Origin of the sequence: Jejudonia soesokkakensis, from assembly GCF_042664795.1 — a bacterium.
Taxonomy (GTDB): Bacteria; Bacteroidota; Bacteroidia; order Flavobacteriales; family Flavobacteriaceae; genus Jejudonia; species Jejudonia soesokkakensis.
Genome location: NZ_JBHTBN010000002.1, coordinates 1 through 20,776, shown reverse-complemented (window position 1 = coordinate 20,776; position 20,776 = coordinate 1). Strand labels below are relative to the sequence as shown.

22 protein-coding genes are annotated in these 20,776 nt (G+C 35.3%); 6 read left to right on the top strand and 16 right to left on the bottom strand.

The features are described from left to right. Nucleotides 1–234: 234 nt before the first annotated feature. From ACFQO1_RS04720 to ACFQO1_RS04705, 4 genes are read right to left on the bottom strand one after another with little or no spacing between them, the layout of a single operon-like run. The gene (locus ACFQO1_RS04720; protein ID WP_380216828.1) at nt 235–1,188 is read right to left on the bottom strand and encodes an AAA family ATPase; all 954 of its coding nucleotides are present in this window, start codon (nt 1,186–1,188) and stop codon (nt 235–237) included. 6 nt (nt 1,189–1,194) lie between these two features. Beyond that, complete coding sequence (locus ACFQO1_RS04715; protein ID WP_380216827.1) at nt 1,195–2,640, bottom strand: peptidylprolyl isomerase; 1,446 nt, start codon at nt 2,638–2,640, stop codon at nt 1,195–1,197. Continuing rightward, nucleotides 2,627–3,472, bottom strand: a complete 846-nt coding sequence (locus ACFQO1_RS04710; RefSeq protein ID WP_380216826.1) for a peptidyl-prolyl cis-trans isomerase — start codon at nt 3,470–3,472, stop codon at nt 2,627–2,629. The genes ACFQO1_RS04715 and ACFQO1_RS04710 overlap by 14 nt, the downstream gene beginning before the upstream one ends. A 1-nt stretch (nt 3,473) precedes the next feature. Further along, entirely contained in the window at nt 3,474–5,432 is a 1,959-nt protein-coding gene (locus ACFQO1_RS04705) for a peptidylprolyl isomerase (RefSeq protein ID WP_380216825.1), read from the bottom strand. A gap of 150 nt (nt 5,433–5,582) precedes the next feature. Between ACFQO1_RS04705 and ACFQO1_RS04700 the strand changes: the two genes are divergently transcribed. From ACFQO1_RS04700 to ACFQO1_RS04690, 3 genes are all read left to right on the top strand, one after another. Continuing rightward, nucleotides 5,583–6,041 (top strand): SRPBCC family protein, encoded by a 459-nt coding sequence (locus tag ACFQO1_RS04700; protein WP_380216824.1) that lies wholly within the window; start codon nt 5,583–5,585, stop codon nt 6,039–6,041. After that, complete coding sequence (locus ACFQO1_RS04695; RefSeq protein WP_380216823.1) at nt 6,041–6,277, top strand: hypothetical protein; 237 nt, start codon at nt 6,041–6,043, stop codon at nt 6,275–6,277. The genes ACFQO1_RS04700 and ACFQO1_RS04695 overlap by 1 nt, the downstream gene beginning before the upstream one ends. Nucleotides 6,278–6,366: 89 nt before the next feature. Beyond that, nucleotides 6,367–6,873, top strand: a complete 507-nt coding sequence (locus ACFQO1_RS04690; RefSeq protein WP_380216822.1) for an OmpH/Skp family outer membrane protein — start codon at nt 6,367–6,369, stop codon at nt 6,871–6,873. A gap of 104 nt (nt 6,874–6,977) precedes the next feature. Here ACFQO1_RS04690 and guaB read toward each other — a convergent pair whose 3' ends face one another. The 9 genes from guaB to ACFQO1_RS04645 all read right to left on the bottom strand — a co-directional run bounded on the left by guaB (nt 6,978) and on the right by ACFQO1_RS04645 (nt 15,097). After that, nucleotides 6,978–8,450, bottom strand: a complete 1,473-nt coding sequence (gene guaB / locus ACFQO1_RS04685) for an IMP dehydrogenase (RefSeq protein WP_380216821.1) — start codon at nt 8,448–8,450, stop codon at nt 6,978–6,980. Between the two features lie 96 nt (nt 8,451–8,546). Next, nucleotides 8,547–8,984 (bottom strand): hypothetical protein, encoded by a 438-nt coding sequence (locus ACFQO1_RS04680; protein ID WP_380216820.1) that lies wholly within the window; start codon nt 8,982–8,984, stop codon nt 8,547–8,549. A 28-nt stretch (nt 8,985–9,012) separates the two neighbouring features. Continuing rightward, nucleotides 9,013–9,501 carry a hypothetical protein gene (locus ACFQO1_RS04675; RefSeq protein ID WP_380216819.1) on the bottom strand — a complete coding sequence of 163 codons (489 nt, stop codon included), beginning with the start codon at nt 9,499–9,501 and terminating at the stop codon, nt 9,013–9,015. After that, the gene (locus tag ACFQO1_RS04670) at nt 9,501–10,031 is read right to left on the bottom strand and encodes an FMN-binding protein (protein ID WP_380216818.1); all 531 of its coding nucleotides are present in this window, start codon (nt 10,029–10,031) and stop codon (nt 9,501–9,503) included. Before ACFQO1_RS04670 ends, ACFQO1_RS04675 begins: the two co-directional genes overlap by 1 nt. Nucleotides 10,032–10,223: 192 nt before the next feature. Then, the gene (locus ACFQO1_RS04665; RefSeq protein WP_380216817.1) at nt 10,224–11,399 is read right to left on the bottom strand and encodes a porin; all 1,176 of its coding nucleotides are present in this window, start codon (nt 11,397–11,399) and stop codon (nt 10,224–10,226) included. A 135-nt stretch (nt 11,400–11,534) separates the two neighbouring features. Next, nucleotides 11,535–12,011, bottom strand: coding sequence for a heme-binding domain-containing protein (locus ACFQO1_RS04660; protein ID WP_380216816.1), 477 nt, complete (start codon nt 12,009–12,011; stop codon nt 11,535–11,537). Nucleotide 12,012: 1 nt separating this feature from the next. Continuing rightward, the gene (locus tag ACFQO1_RS04655) at nt 12,013–13,563 is read right to left on the bottom strand and encodes a bifunctional metallophosphatase/5'-nucleotidase (RefSeq protein ID WP_380216815.1); all 1,551 of its coding nucleotides are present in this window, start codon (nt 13,561–13,563) and stop codon (nt 12,013–12,015) included. A 1-nt stretch (nt 13,564) separates the two neighbouring features. Next, nucleotides 13,565–14,428: a hydroxymethylglutaryl-CoA lyase gene (locus ACFQO1_RS04650; protein ID WP_380216814.1), complete on the bottom strand. Its 864-nt coding sequence runs from the start codon at nt 14,426–14,428 to the stop codon at nt 13,565–13,567. Nucleotides 14,429–14,482: 54 nt separating this feature from the next. Next, nucleotides 14,483–15,097 carry a LysE family translocator gene (locus tag ACFQO1_RS04645; protein WP_380216813.1) on the bottom strand — a complete coding sequence of 205 codons (615 nt, stop codon included), beginning with the start codon at nt 15,095–15,097 and terminating at the stop codon, nt 14,483–14,485. Between the two features lie 72 nt (nt 15,098–15,169). Here ACFQO1_RS04645 and ACFQO1_RS04640 point away from each other — a divergent pair, with 72 nt between their 5' ends. Beyond that, complete coding sequence (locus ACFQO1_RS04640; protein WP_380216812.1) at nt 15,170–16,084, top strand: T9SS type A sorting domain-containing protein; 915 nt, start codon at nt 15,170–15,172, stop codon at nt 16,082–16,084. On the opposite strand, the gene ACFQO1_RS04635 is transcribed toward ACFQO1_RS04640, so the two are convergent. Then, nucleotides 16,074–17,099 (bottom strand): quinone-dependent dihydroorotate dehydrogenase, encoded by a 1,026-nt coding sequence (locus tag ACFQO1_RS04635; protein WP_380216811.1) that lies wholly within the window; start codon nt 17,097–17,099, stop codon nt 16,074–16,076. The genes ACFQO1_RS04640 and ACFQO1_RS04635 overlap by 11 nt on opposite strands. A 99-nt stretch (nt 17,100–17,198) precedes the next feature. Here ACFQO1_RS04635 and pepT point away from each other — a divergent pair, with 99 nt between their 5' ends. Continuing rightward, nucleotides 17,199–18,434, top strand: coding sequence for a peptidase T (gene pepT / locus ACFQO1_RS04630; protein WP_380216810.1), 1,236 nt, complete (start codon nt 17,199–17,201; stop codon nt 18,432–18,434). A 334-nt stretch (nt 18,435–18,768) separates the two neighbouring features. Beyond that, nucleotides 18,769–18,993: a hypothetical protein gene (locus tag ACFQO1_RS04625; RefSeq protein ID WP_380216809.1), complete on the top strand. Its 225-nt coding sequence runs from the start codon at nt 18,769–18,771 to the stop codon at nt 18,991–18,993. A gap of 21 nt (nt 18,994–19,014) precedes the next feature. Here the strand turns inward: ACFQO1_RS04625 and hutH are convergent, their stop codons facing one another. Both hutH and ACFQO1_RS04615 read right to left on the bottom strand, forming a co-directional pair. Next, a complete protein-coding gene (gene hutH, locus ACFQO1_RS04620; protein WP_380216808.1) occupies nt 19,015–20,523 on the bottom strand; it encodes a histidine ammonia-lyase in 1,509 nt (502 codons plus the stop codon). Nucleotides 20,524–20,639: 116 nt separating this feature from the next. Further along, nucleotides 20,640–20,753, bottom strand: a complete 114-nt coding sequence (locus tag ACFQO1_RS04615; protein WP_380217219.1) for a T9SS type A sorting domain-containing protein — start codon at nt 20,751–20,753, stop codon at nt 20,640–20,642. Nucleotides 20,754–20,776 lie beyond the last annotated feature (23 nt).

The window sequence follows — 20,776 nt, the reverse complement described above, 5'->3', positions numbered from 1 at the left end:
AAGCAATAGTAGCTTCTTTTCTAATTATTGCAAATTTACAAAAAATAGAAATATTTTAAAAATTTACAATCAAAAACGAATTTTACTGAGTATAATTCAATAATTTATTGTTTTTGAGCAAATAAAATTAAGTATTCGTAATTTTTGATAATGAAATTTGAGAATTTCAAACTGAATCAAAAATAGAGTGTCGCATTATTCTGTAGAAAATTGGAGCCAGATCGTACAAAAAGTCTAAAACAGACTTCTAATTATTTCTTCAATCGATAAGCCTTCAGCTTCTGCTTTATAATTTTTAATCATTCTGTGGCGAAGGATTCCAGTGGCAACTTTTTGGACATCTTCTATGTCTGGAGAAAACTTTCCGTGGAGCGCCGCATTTGCTTTTGCACCTAGAATAAGATTTTGGGAGGCACGAGGACCAGCACCCCAATCGATATAATTTTTTACAATCTCTGGAGCAGCCTGACTTTTTGGACGGGTCTTTCCGACCAAAGTAACCGCATATTCTACCACATTATCTGCTACAGGGATTCTACGGATTAATTGCTGAAAATCAATGATTTCTTGTGCTGAAAATAATGCATTAACTTGTGTCGACTCGCCAGTAGTTGTAGCTTTTACAATATCAACCTCTTCAGCAAAGGAAGGATAATCTAGGTTTACCGCAAACATAAAACGATCTAGCTGTGCTTCAGGTAAAGGATAAGTTCCCTCCTGCTCAATTGGGTTTTGCGTCGCCAACACAAAATAGGGCAACTCTAACTTATAGTGATGTCCAGCTACCGTTACTGCACGCTCTTGCATTGCTTCCAGAAGCGCAGCCTGCGTTTTTGGAGGCGTACGGTTAATTTCATCTGCAAGAATTATATTGGCAAAAATAGGTCCTTTTATAAATTTAAACGTTCTGTTTTCATCCAGTATCTCTGATCCCAATATATCGCTAGGCATTAAGTCTGGCGTAAATTGAATACGCTTAAACTGAAGTCCGAGGGTTTGAGCAATAGTATTAACAAGTAATGTCTTAGCCAATCCAGGAACTCCAATTAACAATGCATGACCTCCAGAAAAAATAGATAATAAGACCTCTTCTACAACAGCATCTTGTCCTACAATGATCTTTTTAATTTCCTGTTTTAAGGCTGCGTACTTTTTTACTAATTGTTCTACTGCTGCTACGTCGGACATATACTCTTATTTTTTGATCCAGTTACTAGAGAAATCGCAATCTAAATAATCTTCATTGACATTTACATAAGTTTCCTTAATTTTTTTATCCTGCCATATTTCAATTTCTCGTATCTGTTTCTCTTTTAAGGCCAACGCCTTAATTTTTTCATAATCTTTTGCATAATCCGCTTTGTGCTCATCGTATTTATTTGTTACGGTAAGTATTTTAAATTTACTTTTTCCAGTATAATCACGATCATTATATACTTTAGAAACCTCTCCGTTTTCGAGATTGTAAACTTGTGCGCTTAATGTAGGATCCATTTTTGTAAGGTCAAATCGAGTATCACCAGTAACTGGATTTACTAATTGTCCGCCATTATTTTTAGTTTCTGTTTCGTCTGAATATTTTTTAGCAGCTTCTTCAAAGGTAATTTCGCCATTTACAATTTTTTCACGCAAATCGTCAATTTCTGCTCTGGCAGCATCGATAACATCCTGAGATAATTCAGGAAAAAGAATAATATGTCGAACATCCACTTCTTGTCCTCTAATCTTATCAACCGTTAAAATATGGAATCCAAATTCTGTTTCAAAAGGTTCACTAACTTCACCCTCTAGTAGAGAAAATGCTTGGTCTTTAAATTCTTTAGCAAGCGGTGAATTTCGTTGGATACCTTCAATCAATCCCCCTTTTTGCGCTGTACCATCTTTAGAGTACAATACTGCTTTGGTAGCAAAACTGGAACCATTGTCAACAATATCTTCACGAATACTATTTAGTCTCTCAATAACACCTTGGCGTGCTTCTTCATTTACTTCAGGTTCAATGACAATTTGCGCAACTTCAACCTCTGCACTAAATACAGGCCTATCCTCTTCAGGAATAGAGTAAAAGAACTGACTGGTTTCTTCGGGAGTAACCTCAACTTTTTCAATTACAGCTCGCTGCATTTCGCTGGCAAGTTTTAGCGTACGGTTTACGGTATATAGTTCAGTTTTTAATTCTGCTATATTATCTTTACGATAGTATTTTGCAACCTTATCTTCAGAACCAAGTTCACTTACCATATATTGTATTTGTTGATCTACCTGGCTTGTAATTTCTGCTTCAGAAACAACTATACTGTCCTGTTTTGCGTGATGCGCATATAATTTGTCTTCAAGAAGTTTTCCTAATAACTGACATCTAGTAATATCTTCAACACCTATACCTTGTTGTTGTAATTCAAGATAGCTTTTATCAATATCGCTATCAAGCACTACATAATCCCCTACTACAGCAGTCACGCCTTCGGCTTTAAATCTTTTAAAAGGAACTTTAATTGTATCTTTGACTATTGAGGTCGTAAGCACCTCATTATTTTCTTGGGCGACACCTGTACTGTCTACAACAACTACTTCTTGTGCGTGGAATGTAGTGAGACTCATCATAAAAATGAGTATCACAGTAAATTTAATAGATTTCAAATGTGTTATTTTTAATAGCATCTTTAGTAATATCTTTTTCGAGTTTCTTAACCAACTCTAGTTTACGTTTATTTAAAATAATTTGTTGCACCGTAGGCTTCACAAATGGAAGCGGTGCAATGTCATTAGTTTTCAATACGTCCTCAACAGCGAGCAAATATAGTCCTAAGGAATCCTGTAATTGCAAATTATTTGATTTATTTAATAAGACCTCTTTTTTAGTACTTAAAACAGGCATGACCTTCAAAAGGTTTTCTTTCTTGACCCAGATCGAATCATTAAAATTATATGATGTGAATTTAAAGGTTTGTGCCTCTAAGTCTTTTTGATCCTCTTCATTAAAACGATTAAATTTTTGCTTTGTTACAGCTACTTCATTATAATCTGTTGGCATATGAATATAACGAATCTTAAGCAATTCATCGTTCAATTTAAAGTTCTCCTTATTTAATTCATAATAGCTTTCAAGTTCAATTTGTGAAACAGTTGTATCTAGTTGGCGAGATACGATTTTATTTTTATAAGCTTCTGTATACAGCCCGTTTTTATATTCTTGAATTAATCGTTCGTATGTTCTTTGTTGTTCTTCAGAAAGATTAATTTTAGCTTGATCTAATAACAATTGTTGAGTCGCCCATCGATTTATATAACTGTTTACGATAAGGGCGCTATCCTCTTTTGAAGTATTCTCAGAAATGAGTGCTTTTATATCTTCTTGATATAAATAACTTTTATTGACACGAGCTACTGGAACCTGAGACGAATTGGTTTTGAAATAATCGCAAGACGTAAAGAGTACTATAAGCAACAGTATGTAAAAAAATTTATACATCTTACTTTAGGTCTTTCTTGATTTTTTTTAATGTTTTATCATTAATTTCTACGGAATATTTTTCGCGTAGTGATGTTAACCATTTCTTTTCCAGTTCATTTTGGTAAGCATTGATTACTCTTCCCTTTACCAAATCAATTTCTTTCGCTGAAGGTACCACAATATCATTAACTTTTACCACTACAAAAGAATCCTCAACAGCATATATGTTTGAAACCCCTTGAGAAACTTTAAAATTTTCTGGCAATTCTTTTGAGTCTACTTCAAACAAGCCTTCTGTAACAACAATGACACTATTTTGTTTTGCTAGTGCTGCTTTTATTTCTTCAATAGCCATATTACTTTCGAAAAGCGTAATAACTTCCTGAGCGATGTCTTTTGACCTACTGGAGACGATTGTCGCATTAACACGTTGTTTCCATTGATATTCGTCAATATGTGTATTATAGTAATTTTCCAGACCAATAGTATCGTTTTTAGCTTTAGTCCAGACATTTTGATTCATTACATCAAAAATAAGCAATCCATCTCTGTATTCACTAATAACACCGGCATACTCCTCATTCGTATTCTCGAGATTATTTTTAAAATAACGTTTTACTTCCTTAGTTTCAAATTCATCATAAAGGTTTGTAAGAGTTTCTACAGGTGTTTTAAGAATTTTATACCGTAATTTATTCGTTTTAATATAGGTGTCGAAATCAGAAAAATTAACAGTTCTATCCCCAATACTAAAAAGTGCTTTTTCTTCGGAAGCTGGAAAAGGTCTAAATTGTTTTCTTCTATTCTGTATAGAATCGCCTAAATATTCAAGGAAAATAGGCATGTAGTCATTCTTTTTTGAAAACCCAAACTGATCTTTTATCTTTTGCAGCGTAGTTGATACAATAATTTTTGAGCGATCTCCACTTCTAACTTTTTCTTGCAACTCAGCTTTCTGTTGTTCAAAAGAAGGATCTGGCAGTACACTATCAAATTGTATGATATGCCATCCAAAAGAACTTTTAAATGGAGCAGAGAGCTCTCCCTTTTTACTTAGAGAATAAGCAACTTCTTCAAACTTTGGAGCGCGCAACATCCCCTTTCTAAAAGGTTTAAGTTCCCCTCCATTTTTTGCAGAAGCTTTATCTGTAGAAAATTGTTTTGCCAGACTCTCAAAAGATTCTCCCTGCTCTAAAAGTTCATTGATCTCTTTAATTTTTTTTTCAGATTTCACTCCTGTACTATCTCCCTTTATAGCAACCATGATGTGAGATACTTTTATGGTAGGTAACCGTTTCCTTTTATCGGTTACTTTTAAGATATGATACCCAAACTGGGTTCTTACAATCTCTGAAAACTCTCCAACTTTTGTAGCATATGCTGCAGACTCAAAAGGATATACCATTGCAAATGCACTAAAATAACCTAAATACCCTTCTCTTTCTGCTCCTCCCGGTTCTTCTGTATACTTTTTAACTAATGTTTTAAAATCTTTTCCATCTAAAGCTTCTTGTCGTATATTCTTAATTTTATTGTAAGCTTCAAGTGTGTCTTGAGGAGTAGCTGTATAATCAAGCAACAACAATATATGAGATGCTTCGATTTCATACATACTTCTATCGTAAGCTTCTTTTACAATTTCTTCAGTTACCTTATCTTCATAAATATAATCCCTTGATAACTGCTCTTCATATTTTTCAAAATCGATTTTGAAAGAGCTTTTTTCATGTAGATTTTCACTATAAGCAGCTGCTACTTTAAGTTTATAGTCAATAAAAAGATCAAGATATGCATCCACAGATTTTTGTGATTCATCTTTTACTAAATCTAAATTTTTCTTATAAACTCTTTTAAATTCTGAAGCATAGATTGGAGATCCATCTATTGTCATTAACACGTCCTTTTTCTCTTGACCACAACTAGCCAATGTGACTCCCACCGTTAGGAAAAAGAGGAACATTTTTAAATTTATTTTCATATAATTTATTTTCATTTGAAGCAGCGCAAAAATAACAAAATCATACCGTTTCACAAGCCTAATTAATGTCCATTTGCAATAGTATTAACGAAGTACCCTCAACATCTATTATACCAAAAAAATGTACCTTGCATTCATAAATTAGTTACTATGCGCTACAGTATTGATATACGTATTGATCTTCCCAAAAACGAGGTCATAAAAAAACTTGATAATCCTGAAAACATGAAACACTGGCAGAAAGGATTAGTTGACTACAAATTCTTAAGCGGAACTCCCGGAGAAAATGGAGCAACAATGGAATTACAGTATAAAATGGGGAAGCGTGATATGATACTTATTGAAACTATTATTAAAAATAATTTTCCAGATGAATTTCATGCTAGCTACGATGCTAAAGGAGTTCATACTATTCAAAAAAACTTTTTTGAAGAAATAGACGCATCACATACAAAATGGATTTCTGAAAGTGAATTTAAATTTAATTCTTTTATGATGAAAATAATCGGATTTCTTATGCCTAGGGCTTTTAAAAAGCAGTCTAAACAGTATTTACTTGATTTTAAAAATTTTGCTGAAAATAATATAAGTGTTTATCATAAAGAGTAATGGAGCGAATCAAACTTATTTGGGATTTTAGAGGCCCTACAGCAATTCCAACAGCAAAGCATCACGTAATTCACTTAAAAGAATTTGTAAAAGCTGAAGGCTTGCAGCATACTATTTGTGATATCCAAAAAGTTTCAGAAATGAATTGTAGTGCTTATCTAGTGGTTGAAAAAGAACATATGGATCGTCTTAGAGAACAACTAAAACCGCATCGCGGACAGGTATTTTCTGATTAAATAATATAATTGTCACATCTTTACGAATAACACGTCTTTAAACCGTGCAAAATATAGTATTTTTGCACACAATTATTAAATCCTGAAAAATGAAATTTTTAAAAACTCTTGTATTATTTATCTGTGTAAGCGGTTTTGCACAATCTAAAGTTGGCACTGTAGATATTGATTATATACTTTCAAAGATGCCAGAACTTTCTACTGTCCAAAAAAATGTTGAAGCGTATGGAGTACAATTAGACGAGAGTCTCAATAAGAGGCTTTCTGATTATAATTCTTTGATTGAAGCCTACAAAAAAGATGAAAAATCATACACTCCTATACAGAAAAAGGCAAAGCAGGATACTATTATGGCTTATGAAAATGAAATTACAAAGTTTCAGCAAAATGGAACAAAGCTTTTAGCCTTAAAAAGGGAAGAGGAACTTGGACCACTTTATACTAAAATAGGGAGCTCTCTGGAAAAAGTTGCTTCGGTTCAAGGGTATACGCAAATTCTTCAGGTGACAGAAACTGTTGTCTATATTGACCCTAATTATGACGTAACTCTGGCAGTTCTAAAAGACCTTGGTATTACGGTTAAAGAAGAAGAGTAATCTTACTTTTTTACAATTTTTATAGATATCTGACTTTTACCATTAGCTAACTTCAATACATAATCACCCGTTGAAACACCTTCAAAATTGAGGGTGTTTTTATTTTACCTTGAATAGTTAGGAGCTTCCTTTGTAATGGTCACATCATGCGGATGACTTTCATTGATTCCAGAAGAAGTGATTTTTATAAACTTACCATTTTCTTTTAACGTAGCAATATCTTTACTACCACAGTAGCCCATCCCTGCTCTTAGTCCGCCAATAAATTGGGTCATACTTTCTAGTAATTCACCTTTATACGGAACACGACCCACAATACCTTCTGGGACTAACTTTTTAATATCATCCTCTACATCCTGAAAATATCTGTCTTTAGAACCTTGTTTCATAGCTTCCACAGATCCCATTCCTCTGTAGGATTTAAATTTACGTCCTTCGTAGATTATTGTTTCTCCAGGGCTTTCTTTAGTTCCCGCTAAGAGGGATCCTAACATCACACAGTCGGCACCGGCAGCAATTGCTTTTGGGATATCTCCTGTGTATCGAATTCCGCCATCTGCAATGACTGGAACTCCGCTTCCTTTGATGGCAGCAGCAACTTCCAATACAGCAGAAAACTGCGGAAAACCGACTCCAGCTACCACACGGGTAGTACAAATAGATCCGGGCCCTATCCCAACCTTTACGGCATCTGCGCCGGCATCTACTAAATATTGTGCAGCTTCGGCAGTAGCAATGTTTCCTACCACTACGTCCAATTCTGGAAATCTTTCTTTAACCTTTTTTAAAACTGCAACAACTCCTTTTGTGTGGCCATGGGCCGTATCAATAATCACGGCATCCACTTGTGCTTGCACTAAAGCTTCAGCCCTTTCAACAGCATCTCCTGTAACTCCCAATGCTGCGGCTACACGTAGTCTTCCGAAGCTATCCTTATTAGCAGTAGGCTTTTGAGTCAATTTTGTAATATCTCTAAAGGTGATGAGTCCTAATAACTTTCCGTGGTCATCAACCACCGGTAATTTTTCGATTTTATTTTTTTGAAGAATGATTTCTGCTTCTTTCAAGGAGGTTCCTTGCGCCACCGTAACGAGATTTTCAGTAGTCATGATATCACTTAACTGACGTGCATAGTCTTTTTCGAATCGCAGATCTCTATTGGTTACAATTCCAATTAATTTTCCATTATCATCTGTAATTGGAATACCACCAATGCTGTATTCGCGCATCGTGCTTTGCGCATCTCCTACTGTATTTGTCTTTTTGAGCGTAACCGGATCCTGTATCATACCGCTTTCGGCACGTTTCACTTTACGAACTTCTGCAGCCTGCTGTTCGATAGTCATATTCTTATGAAGCACACCAATTCCGCCTTCACGGGCAATTGCGATGGCCATGGCGCTTTCGGTCACGGTATCCATTGCTGCGGAAACAATTGGAACATTTAATGTAATGTTTCTTGAAAATTTTGTTTGAATAGAAACTTCTCTAGGTAATACTTCAGAATAAGCAGGGACTAGTAGTACGTCATCGTATGTTAAGCCTTCTCCTAGAATTTTTTCATTGTGTGCAGTCATCGCAATTAATTTAACTCTCGAAGTTCCGAAAGTGATTACTGATTAATTGCGTGCAAATATACAACTAAAAATTATGAATAAAGAACAATACTAAAGCTACATTCTTTTAGTAAAGCCCTTTGGAATATATAATGTTTCTAAATCATAAAAACTAATATAAATATTTATTGGTTTTTTAAGGCCTTCATAAGTGACTTCATATACATCTACCAGTGCGGAACCATTAAATCCGTTTTCACTTTTATAAGCACAACAACTTCCTTTTCTATTAAAACTCACTATTTCTCCCTCTGGTCCCGCAAGTGAGGCAAGATACCGCCTTTGGTTGCTAGGGCTTTGACCTCCAACTTTTACCGGATTTTCTCCAATTAGACCATAGGTGTCGTCTGGGGCATTCTCTGTAATGTCAAAAAAAGGATCAATATTTACTGTAGACCGATTAGCTTCACGGTTAATAGTGGTTAATGTTTCTTTTTTTGAACCACAAGAAGAAAACATACAACATCCTAGAAATAAAAGGAAAAGATTTTTCATAGTATCAATTTTTATGTAATATAGAAAATTATCTTTCTTTAAACAACTGAAGCAACACCGCCCCAGCCGAAACAACAAAAACAGCTGTCATCAACGTACCACTAATCATCACAATCCATTTCATCCAAAGCATCCCTTTCCACATAAAATAAATACCACCAAAGGTTAGTATGATTGAAACAAATGGCTCAATCATTAAAAAAGATTTGAGTTTTTTAGGTAGCGAAGTCATTGCAACAAGGCCTCCTAAAAAGAAAAAGATAAAAGAAACTGATAAAATGTGCGTATGCAGTATGGTCAACATTTCACGGTCCCCTTTTTCAAATTTCATTACTGAAAGTTCTTCGGAATCTTCATTTCCCAAATAGTTTTCTTCGATACCGTCTGGTGTCGTAGCTTCAGTCTGACGAACAAATAATAATCCAGTTATATATCCTATACTTAATACAATGACAAATGCAGCGATAAAAAGCTTTACATGCTTTGGAAATGTATGGATTAAGCCGTGAAATTGCATTATAGGGCTTTTTCCTTTTGTAAGACTGCAATACTTTGCAAGAGATTATTCATCGCTTTTGTCATAGAGCGTACCGAAATCGTCGCACCACTTATTGGAATAATGTCCTGATTGTATTTTAATTCTGAAGATTTTGAAGATTCACCGTCAAATTGTTGCAGCCAACGTTTACTTCCAATTTCGCCTCCATATTCTTCACGATAAATCAATACTTTACTTTTGGTAATGATAAAATTGGGATCAAAAAGCACAAGGTAATCAAACGTGGCTGTCTTACTTGGTGCATTTCCAATGTACCCATACCCTACAATACTTCCTTTGGAGGAGATACTAAAAAGATTTCCATTGGTAAATTCTGAAGCTGTTTTTTTATCAAGCGCTTCAGAAATAGTAATGGTTTTTTTCTGAAAGTTTTCAGTATCCAGAAACTTTGAAATTACTTTATCTGCTTTCTTTTCAATCTTTTCGGGGATTGAAAATGACACCAAACTGAAACATATTCCGAAGAGAAAAAACAACTTTTTTATCATACTACAAAGGTATTTAAATTCTTACTATTACTAATATACATTAAGTCCATAATATTCGATGCCATTCTGAACCCAACAGTAGAATCTCTTACAACACTATTATTGTAAGAGATTTTTCTAACTGGTATCGTGAAACTCGGTAGGTTTGTTTAGGATTAATTCACCTACGCAAATCAAAGATTTGCTGGCTCACTAAAACCAAACTCCAATTCCGAAATTAAGTCGGTCGTCTACATCACTACCTTCGGCTTCGTTACTCCTAAATTGGTAATCTCCTTTTAATACTACCCCAGGAGCAATATGGTATGACAACCCTGTAGTAACATCAGTTCTATTAAATGCATCGTTTACCGCTAAAGCACCGTCTGTGTTGGCATGTGTATTATAGTTTTCGTATCGAGCAAAGGCAAATAAACGTTGCTTTGCAGATAATGGCAATAAATTATAAGCTCCTTCGATGTAGTATCCCTGTAAGGCACTTCCAAGATCTCTTCCAGTCAAGGCATTATAATCTTCGGTATCACTTAATGAAGCATAGATAAACTGACCTCTAGCCGTAAATCGTCTAAAGGCATAACGTGCATCGAGACCTACCATAGCGATACCTATATTGGCACCTTCTAATTCTTCAACATCATCTTCTGCTTGAGTTTTTCCAAAATATCCAGCCAGTCCTAAACGAAGTCCTGGAATACCATAGTAATCAAATTTTGTAGATAATGTTGGGCTATCCACTGTGGATCGAATTGCTTTCTGACGACCACCTCGCAAACCGCTGCTTCCACTTAGAAAACCTGTGGCCCCACCTTCTCCGTCTGAAGTTGTAGAACGAAATCCATTAAAAATATATGCCTGATAACTCAACGATGCATCAGGAAAACGTCCTGTTACTCCCACTCCAATTTCTCTCCACGTAGTTGGGACAATTGCGTTATCAACCGCGGGTCTTTCTACACCATTAAAAGTTGTAGGTTCATGAAACTCATTAACAATGCCCATGGGCACTAACATTAATCCACCCCGTAAACTTACATTATTACTTATGGCATAATTTACGAAAGCCTGCTCTACAAAAACTTCTTCAACATGCTCCAATTCGATTTCTGTTACAAACTGAACTTGTTCATTAAACTTATAACCTAGCAAGAGTACTAATCGCTGAACATCCAATTCACCATTATCTCCTTCTGGCTGATTATACGTTACCTCACCATAGGCACCGATAGTAACCTGTTTCCCGTAGTTACCAGAAAGTATACGTTGGGCAGCATTTTGTTGTAATTGAGGATTGTTAATTGAATCCTGATTTGTTTGGGCAATTGTTGTAAAACCAATTAAGATAGCTGAAAATAGCAGTAATTTATTCATTGTTTTTATTTAGACTGATTACAAATAGTTAATTTTATCAGGTGCAAAAATAAAAACACATTTAGGTTTCTACAAGTTTATTTAGAATTATTTTAAATAAAAATAAAGTTATAACCTTAAGACATTTATTTTAAATTATTTAAATGAAATATGTGATCTTCCTCTATATTGAAGCTTTGATAACGTAGCCCACTGAACAAGTTGTGCACGCTCTTCTTCAGTAAGGTCATCGTGTATCCAAGTGTACGAATCAAGAGGCATCTCTTTATTTTCAATCATTTCAATAAGCTCTTCTAATTTATGATTCTTCCTCTTTGGAGAGTAATTATCCCATTCAGAAACATTAAAATGTTTTTTTCCATTTTGAATATGCTCATCTAACCAATATGACACAGGCGCAATCTCTGCATACCAAGGATATCGTGTTTGATCGCTATGACAGTCATAACAGGTTTCTTTTAAAATAGAAGCTGTTTCTATAGAAGGCTTGGTTTCCTTTTCAAAAATCATAACCGATTCATAGCCTCCATTGTTTTTTTCTGGTCTAATAAATTGCATGACTACAAACGCTATCAACGCAAGAACTAAAATGGCTTTTATAATCTTTTTCATATTATTTTAATGTTTTAAGGTAGTTTATAATAGCTTTACGAATATCGTATGCCAATTCATTTTCTTTAGGATCATACACCTCCAAAACTCCTACATTCTCACGATTTAAAAATGGAATATCAAAACCCTTGAGCAAAAAATCGCTAAAAGCAACAGTATAAACTTGCTCTGTATCAATCTCGTTTCCTCCTATATTCCAACCATAGGTTGGGTTTTCAGAAATATTATGGTATTGTAAATAAGCCCCTGTTCCCCTACTCTGCTTTCCGTAATCCAAAACCTCTTTTAATAAAGCACCCGTAATTTTTACTTTTACGATACTTCCCCCAAAAGGCAAGGTTCTAAATATATCCATACTCGCCACATTGTTTGGCAGCATATCATCAATACGTATAGAACCACCATTTACAATCGCTGCATCCGCATCATCTCTATAAGAATATAACATGGCCGAAGTAATCATATCACCTAAATCTGTCTGAACACTTCTATTGGCACTATCGGTCCCATCTAGCGGCGGATTAGATGTATAAATAACTTCATACGGATTGTCAATCACTTCTTTAATCTTTTCCTCAAGCAACGCTGTCCAGGTATCCACGATGGCTTTCACTTCAGGGTCAGATGGCGTTCGATCATCGATAACTCTTAAATGAGAATCAATGGACAATTCATCTGTATTCTTATTATAGGTAAGGGTATGAATATAAGCCGTTTTCGCATTCGCATCGGCTTTAGCTATGATCGCATTATTATGTGGAACCAGCATGGCGTTGTGCTCATGACCACCCATGATAAATTTTAATTCTGGAATAGCATCTGCTACTTGTTTATCTTCGGAAAGTGTTAAGTGTGTAAACCCTAAAATTAGATCTGTTTTGTCTTTTAGATAATTATAAGCCTGTACCGAAGATGCTACAGGTTCTTTATAATGTACAAAATCTAACGGATTAGAAGCTACCGTTACACTGAAAAACCCAACATTAACTGTAGTTCCGTCTTTATCTGTAAAGGTTCGGGTGTATGTTTCCGGAATTGGCTTAGGAGCGGGCATTTTTTCAATCTCAAAAAAATCTTTAGTACCCTTATCAATTTCCATCACATTGGCAGACGTCCATGGAAAGGTACTTTCATTTAATCGCTTCTGAAGGTCTTCTTGTCCTATATCAAATTCATGATTTCCAAAGGTGACCAGATCAAAGTCCATGGCGTTCATTACATCGATCATCTGCTTCCCTTTTAAGCGCTCACCATCAACTTTTATCGTTCCCAATAACGACGGATTTAAAAAATCGCCCGCCATGACCAGCATCGAATTTTTATTTAATGCTTTTACCGAATCTGCCACATAAGCCACACGCTCCATCCCACCATACAAGCCTCCTCCCAACGGGGCAATTTCATATACATCATTCACTTGGATAAATTGTAGCGTGATCAAACCATCGTCTTTAATAGTATCATCTATAACCGTCCCGTTTACATCTTTAGTTCCGGTGCAACTCATCATAATTGTTGCAAAAAACACACTTAAACCTACTAATTTTTTCATATTAATGATACTGATTAAAAATCTTTGACGCTTCATTATGAGCACTTTCAAAAGACATAGGATTGATATTGCTGTCTACCTTCTCGGTATTAAAATAACTTAGCATTTTTTCGGTGGGCATGTTACCAGTAAGCTCATCCTTTGCCATGGGACACCCTCCAAAACCTTGAATTGCCCCATCAAACCTTCTGCATCCTGCTTTATAGGCAGCATCTGTCTTTTCATGCCAAGCAGTGGGTGTGGTATGCAAATGAGCCCCAAACTCTATATGGGGATACGTTTTAATTAGATTTGAAAAAAGATAGTCGATAATTTCGGGAGTCGAAGTTCCTACGGTATCACTCAGGGAAAGTATTTTGACTCCCATTGCTGAAAGTTTTTCGGTCCATTCACCTACAATCTCCACATTCCACGGGTCGCCATACGGATTGCCAAAGCCCATAGATAAATACGCAACCACTTCTTTGTTATGCTTTTCTGAAAGTTCTAAAATCTCCTGAAGCAATACAATAGACTGATCAATAGTTTTATGTGTATTTCGCATCTGAAAGTTTTCAGAAATTGAAAATGGATACCCTAAATACTGAATTTCCTTATGTTTCACAGCAGCTTCAGCACCACGAAGATTGGCAACAATAGCCAGTAATTTACTCTCCGTTGTTGAAAGATCGAGTTCTGCTAACACCTCGGCAGTATCAACCATCTGCGGAATAGCTTTTGGAGATACAAAACTTCCGAAGTCAATCGTATCAAAGCCACAACGTAACAAGGATTGAATATACTGTACCTTTTTTTCGGTAGGAATCCAATCTTTAATTCCTTGCATTGCGTCTCTAGGACATTCTATGATCTTCACTTTTTGCATCACTTTCAAAGATACAATTTACCAAGTTTCAAAAAAGAATACCTTCTACATTTTTTAAGGAACTAGAATAAATACTGCGATACCTATAAATACAATTATTTGTAACCATTTTAAAATAATTCCTATGTTTTTATTTCTTTTTAAATATCCAGAAATACTCCCCGCCAATAAGGCTATGGTAGAAAATGTAATAAATGAAACTACCATAAAGGTAATTCCTAATATATAAATTTGAATCACTGTATTCCCTTCGTTATCCCAAATAAAAGCAGGAAAAAAAGCCAAAAAGAAAATCATTACTTTGGGATTGACCAAATTCATTATTACTCCTTGTTTAAAGAGAGACCAATTAGATTTTTTAGGAGCATTTTCAGAAAAAGTAACCTGAGCATCACTTTTGAAGACTTTAAATGCCAGATACAGTAAATATGCTGCTCCAATTACTTTAATGGCGTAGAATAAAGTTTCCGAAGTTGTGATCACTGCAGAAATCCCAAATGCGAGAAATGTCGTATGTACGATACAACCACTTATAAGACCCGAAGTTGTGGCAATACCACTTTTTACACCATTTACGAGCGATTGTGTAAGGACATAAATGTTGTCAGGCCCTGGAGATAATGCTAAAATTAAGGTTGCAAGCGTAAAAGACAATATTATTTCAAACATTTTTTAAAAATATGCGTTTTTTATGTAAGAAGGCACGAAATTTGACGTCTTATAGGTATTAAATTAGTTGACATGAAAAAAATTACTTTTCTATTTTTGTTTTCACTTTTAGCTTTAGTGTCCTTTGGACAATCTACAGCTACCTATCAGATTACTTTTGAAAGTACCTGGTCACAAGCTACGCATCCTCATTCTAGTGGAAATTTACCTTCTAGTGCGCATTGGTCAAGATTAGTAGGAGCTACACACAATGATAATGTTTCTTTTTATACTGTAGGTGAAACTGCTACCACAGGAGTGGAGAACATCGCAGAGCAAGGTTCGAACACCGCATTCTTTTCTGAAGTTAACACAGCGATTTCAAACGGAAATTCAAATCAGTCAATTAATGGCCCTGCGCTAGGAACCGCAGCCGGCCAAATAGTTATAGATCAAGTTACAACAACCGAGGACTACCCATTGCTAACATTGCTATCCATGATCGCTCCAAGTCCAGACTGGATGATCGCTATTGATGGCGTTTCTCTTTTAGACACTAATGGTGAATGGAAACAATCAATTGTTTTGGATGTGTACCCATTAGACGCAGGAACAGACAGTGGTTCAGATTATACTTCTGCTAATAGTGATACGAATCCTAAAGCTCCTATAGCAGATGCACGAGGGACTGCTCCTTTTTCTTCGGAAAAAATTGGGACTATGACCATCGAACTATCAAATATCCTTGGCACGAATAATATTGATGACAAGGTTACCGTAAGTGTTTTTCCCAATCCATTTACAGATAAAATTACCATTCAAACAAATGCTATTCAGTTAAAGAATATTGAGATCTATAACGTCTTAGGGGCACGAGTGATGAATATTACACGAAATATTAGCAATCAGACCTCTATAGATACTTCTAATTTAAATTCTGGGGTCTATCTTTTAAGAGCAACCGACACTAAAAATAATATTACTACCAAGAAATTGATTAAGCGTTAAGCAACGCCTTATTAATGTCCTTAATCAATTGAGGACCTTCATATATAAAGCCGGTGTAGAGTTGTAACAAACTTGCTCCGGCTTCTATTTTTTCCAATGCGTCTGCCACAGTATGAATTCCTCCAACGCCAATAATTGGAAAAGCGCCCTTACTCTCAGTATGCAGAAAACGTATTACTTCTGTGGACCTTTTCGACAAAGGCTTCCCGCTTAATCCTCCCATTTCAGTTTGATTGGCTGAAGTAAGTCCTTCTCTTGAAATTGTGGTATTTGTTGCAATTACTCCGTCAATCTTTGTTTCTGAAACAATATCAATAATATCTAGTAATTGTTCGCTTGTCAAATCTGGAGCTATTTTTAGAAGGATAGGTTTTGGTGTTTTTTTTTCTGAATTTTTATCTTTTAGGGTTTTCAGTAAATAAGTTAAAGGCTTTTTATCCTGAAGCGCTCTTAGATTAGGAGTATTAGGTGAACTCACATTTACCACAAAATAATCGACATAATTAAATAATGCTTCAAAACAAATAAGATAATCGGTTACAGCTTCTTCATTTGGGGTTATTTTGTTTTTTCCAATATTGCCTCCAATAAGTACATGGTTTTTTCCTGAAGGGTTACCCTTAAGCCTTTTAACTGCTGCTTCTACACCTCCATTATTAAAACCCATTCGGTTAATCAATGCACTGTCTTCCGGTAATCTAAATAATCGTTTCTTTGGATTTCCTTCTTGTGGCTTTGGTGTTACAGTTCCAATTTCAATAAAGCCAAATCCGAAGTTGGAAAGCTCTCTGTACAATTTTGCGTCCTTATCAAATCCTGCAGCTAAACCAACAGGGTTTGGAAATTTTAATCCGAAAAGTTCTCGTTCCAATCTTGGGTTTTCTACTGCGTACATTCCTTTAAAAACTATAGAAAAACCTATTTTATTAAAAAACCGGATATTTTTAAATATAGTATGGTGTATCTTTTCTGGGTCAACAGTGAATAATAGGGGACGAATAAGTGTTTTGTACATGATTAAAAAAATCTTCAGCAAAAATAAGGGTAAAGCCGTAAAGATTTAGGCTAATCTTTTAAATTTGTACAACAAGTTTTTAACGATAACAAAAATTCAATGATTCATAAAGAAGACCTCATAAAAAGATTTATAAGTTATGTAACGGTTGATACCGAAAGTGATCCAGAAAGCAACACAACTCCAAGTACTGCAAAACAATGGGATCTCGCCAATGCACTGGTCAAAGAATTGAAACAAATAGGAATGCAGGAAGTAACTATTGATGCAAATGCGTATATCATGGCAACCTTACCTAGTAATCTGGATTATGAAGTTCCAACCATTGGATTTATTTCTCATTTTGATACTACGCCTGATTTTACAGGTGCAAATGTCAATCCGAAAATCATTGAAAATTATGACGGAAAAGACATTGTTTTAAATGAAGATCAGAATATTGTCTTGTCACCAGATGATTTTGATGATTTGCTTTTATATAAAGGACAAACACTGATTACCACAGATGGGACCACACTTTTAGGAGCCGATGATAAAGCGGGTATTGCAGAAATTATTTCAGCTATGGATTACCTTATTCGACATCCCGAAATAAAACACGGTACTATTCGCGTAGGTTTTACTCCAGATGAGGAAATTGGTCGGGGCGCTCATAAATTTGATGTAGAAAAATTTGGTGCAGATTGGGCGTATACGATGGATGGAAGTCAGATAGGCGAGCTAGAATACGAAAATTTTAACGCAGCAGGAGCTGTGGTTTCGGTAAAAGGAAAAATTGTCCATCCCGGATATGCAAAAGGAAAGATGATCAATAGCATGTATATTGCTACAGACTTTATTAATTCGCTTCCCCGACTGGAAACTCCAGAACACACCGAGGATAGACAGGGCTTTTTCCACTTGTATAGTATCAATGGTGAAGTTGATAGCACCAAACTTCAATATATCATTCGCGATCATGATAAAGGGCATTTTGAAGCCAGAAAAGAAATGATTCAGAAATTAGCAGATGAATTGAATTCACAATATGAAACTGAAGCCATTACCGTAGAAATTAAAGATCAATATTTTAATATGCGTGAAAAGATAGAACCGGTGATGCATATCGTTGATATTGCAGAACAAGCCATGAAGGATGCTGATATTGAACCAATTATTAAACCTATTCGTGGAGGAACTGACGGGTCTCAATTAAGCTTTATGGGCCTTCCTTGTCCAAATATTTTTGCAGGTGGCCACAATTTTCATGGTCGCTACGAGTATGTACCTGTAGAGAGTATGCAAAAAGCTATTGAAGTCATTGTAAATATTGTTAAGATTGTAGCTAAAAAATAAGAAAATAGCATAATTATTCGAACTTATTTTTTTATTAGAAACAACCATTTTGAAATACCTATTTTTGTCATTGTATTAATTTTCAGTTCACTCACGTTTTCTCAGGAAGACGAAATACCTACTCAAGATACATTAAACAGAAAACATGATCTCCGTATTGACAGGCTTGAAACTTTAGCAATCCCCAATATTGGAATTAACTATGAATATGTAATTAGCAAATATTCTGTTGCTGGTGCCGCCATAATTTTTAGTCTTGATGAGAGCTTCAGTGAATGTCAAAAATTTGCTTTTATGCCGTATTACCGTCAATATTTTCTAAAAAAAAAGAAATATGGAGCTAGAGGATTGGTTTGATACAGCTATAGGATTAGCTATTGGACAAAAATGGATAAGCAACAATGGTTTTGTATTTGAACTTAGTGCAGGCGCGGGTCGCTATCTGTTAGATTCAAATGATTCACCAAATGCATTTTTAAAGGCGGATTTTTGGTTGGGTATCGTTTTTAAAATATATTGGCTGAAAGAGAATAGTAGTAGAGTTGCTTTCAGAAGCTAAAAAAAGCTATTAAATAAAACTTCAAAAAAGGATTTCATTATCTATTTCCATATTCTGAATAAAAGCAACAGACGCATGAATATCATTTGCCAGCAAACGATCATCCTCAACAAAAGGCACAACTTCACGATATGATTTTAGAAACTGTTCTATAAATTCTGAAGATTTTTCAGGTTTTCTGAACGCCAATGCTTGCGAAGCATTCATTAATTCTATTGCAAGAATGGTTTCTATATTCTCAACCACTTTTAAACATTTAGTGGCCGCATTTGCACCCATACTTACATGATCTTCCTGACCATTGGAAGAGACGATAGAATCTACTGAAGCCGGTGTCGCAAATTGTTTATTCTGGCTTACAATACTCGCTGCTGTATACTGCGGAATCATAAATCCACTATTCAATCCCGGATTATTCACCAAAAAATCTGGCAAACCTCTTAACCCTGAAACCAACTGAAAAGTACGTCTTTCACTTATATTTCCTAGTTCTGCCATGGCAATTGCCAGATAATCTAATCCTAAAGCAAGTGGCTGCCCGTGAAAGTTTCCGCCGGAAATAATTAAATCTTCACCTACAAAAATATTAGGGTTGTCTGTTACGGAGTTGATCTCTGTTTTAAATGTTTTGGTCACAAAAACAATGGTGTCTTTTGAAGCTCCATGCACCTGTGGAATACACCTAAAAGAATATGGATCCTGAACCATTTTATTTTCTGAGGATCCAATTTCACTTCCATCCAGCAACTCTAAAATACGCTCTGCCGTCTTTACCTGTCCTCGATGAGGCCTAACCAGGTGCACTAATCCATTATAGGGACTCATATTACAATTAAAAGCATCAATTGAAACTGCACTAATGACATCTGCCAAATAAGATAATTTATGACTTTTTAGCAATGTATATACTCCATAAGCACTCATGAATTGGGTGCCATTTAGCAGTGCCAGTCCTTCTTTAGCCTGAAGCACAATGGGTTTCCAATCGTGTTTTTTTAATATTTTTTCTGAAGCTATAATTTTACCCGCAACATAAACTTCTCCCATTCCTAATAAAGGTAACGACAAATGCGCCAATGGAGCTAAATCTCCTGAAGCACCTAAACTTCCTTGAGTATAAATGACTGGCAAAATATCATGATTATAAAAATCAATTAATCGTTCTACGGTTTCAAGTTGTACTCCACTATTACCATAACTTAGTGATTGAACCTTTAAAAGAAGCATTAATTTAACAATAATTTGAGGCACTAAATCACCAGTCCCACACGCATGAGACATTACTAAGTTTTCTTGAAGTTTGGATAGATTTTCTTGAGATATTTCTACGTTGCATAAAGAACCAAAGCCAGTGTTGATACCATAGACAGGTTTTGAAGCCTCTTTAAGTTTTGTTTCTAGATAGCTGTGAGATTTTTTTATATTTAGTATGGATTCTTCAGAAAGTGCTAATTTCTTTTGAAGATGTAATATATCTTTAAGCGTAGGAAGATCCAATAATTCACTACTTATGTAATGGACATTATTCATAGGTTGCCTCAGTTTTCTGTAAAAATACAATTTCCTGTCAATGATTAATAAAAAACACCCCTCTTTTGATTTACAAAAGAAGGGTGTTTATTGTTTAGAAGATTATTCTCTTCGTTTTATTGATCTAGTATGACTCTATGAGTTGAAGTTCTGTTCTCACTTACAAACTGAACCACATATACTCCATTGGCCATGCCTCTAAAGTCGATATCATTCTCTCCTGCTAAAATGGTATAATCTCTTACGATCTTAC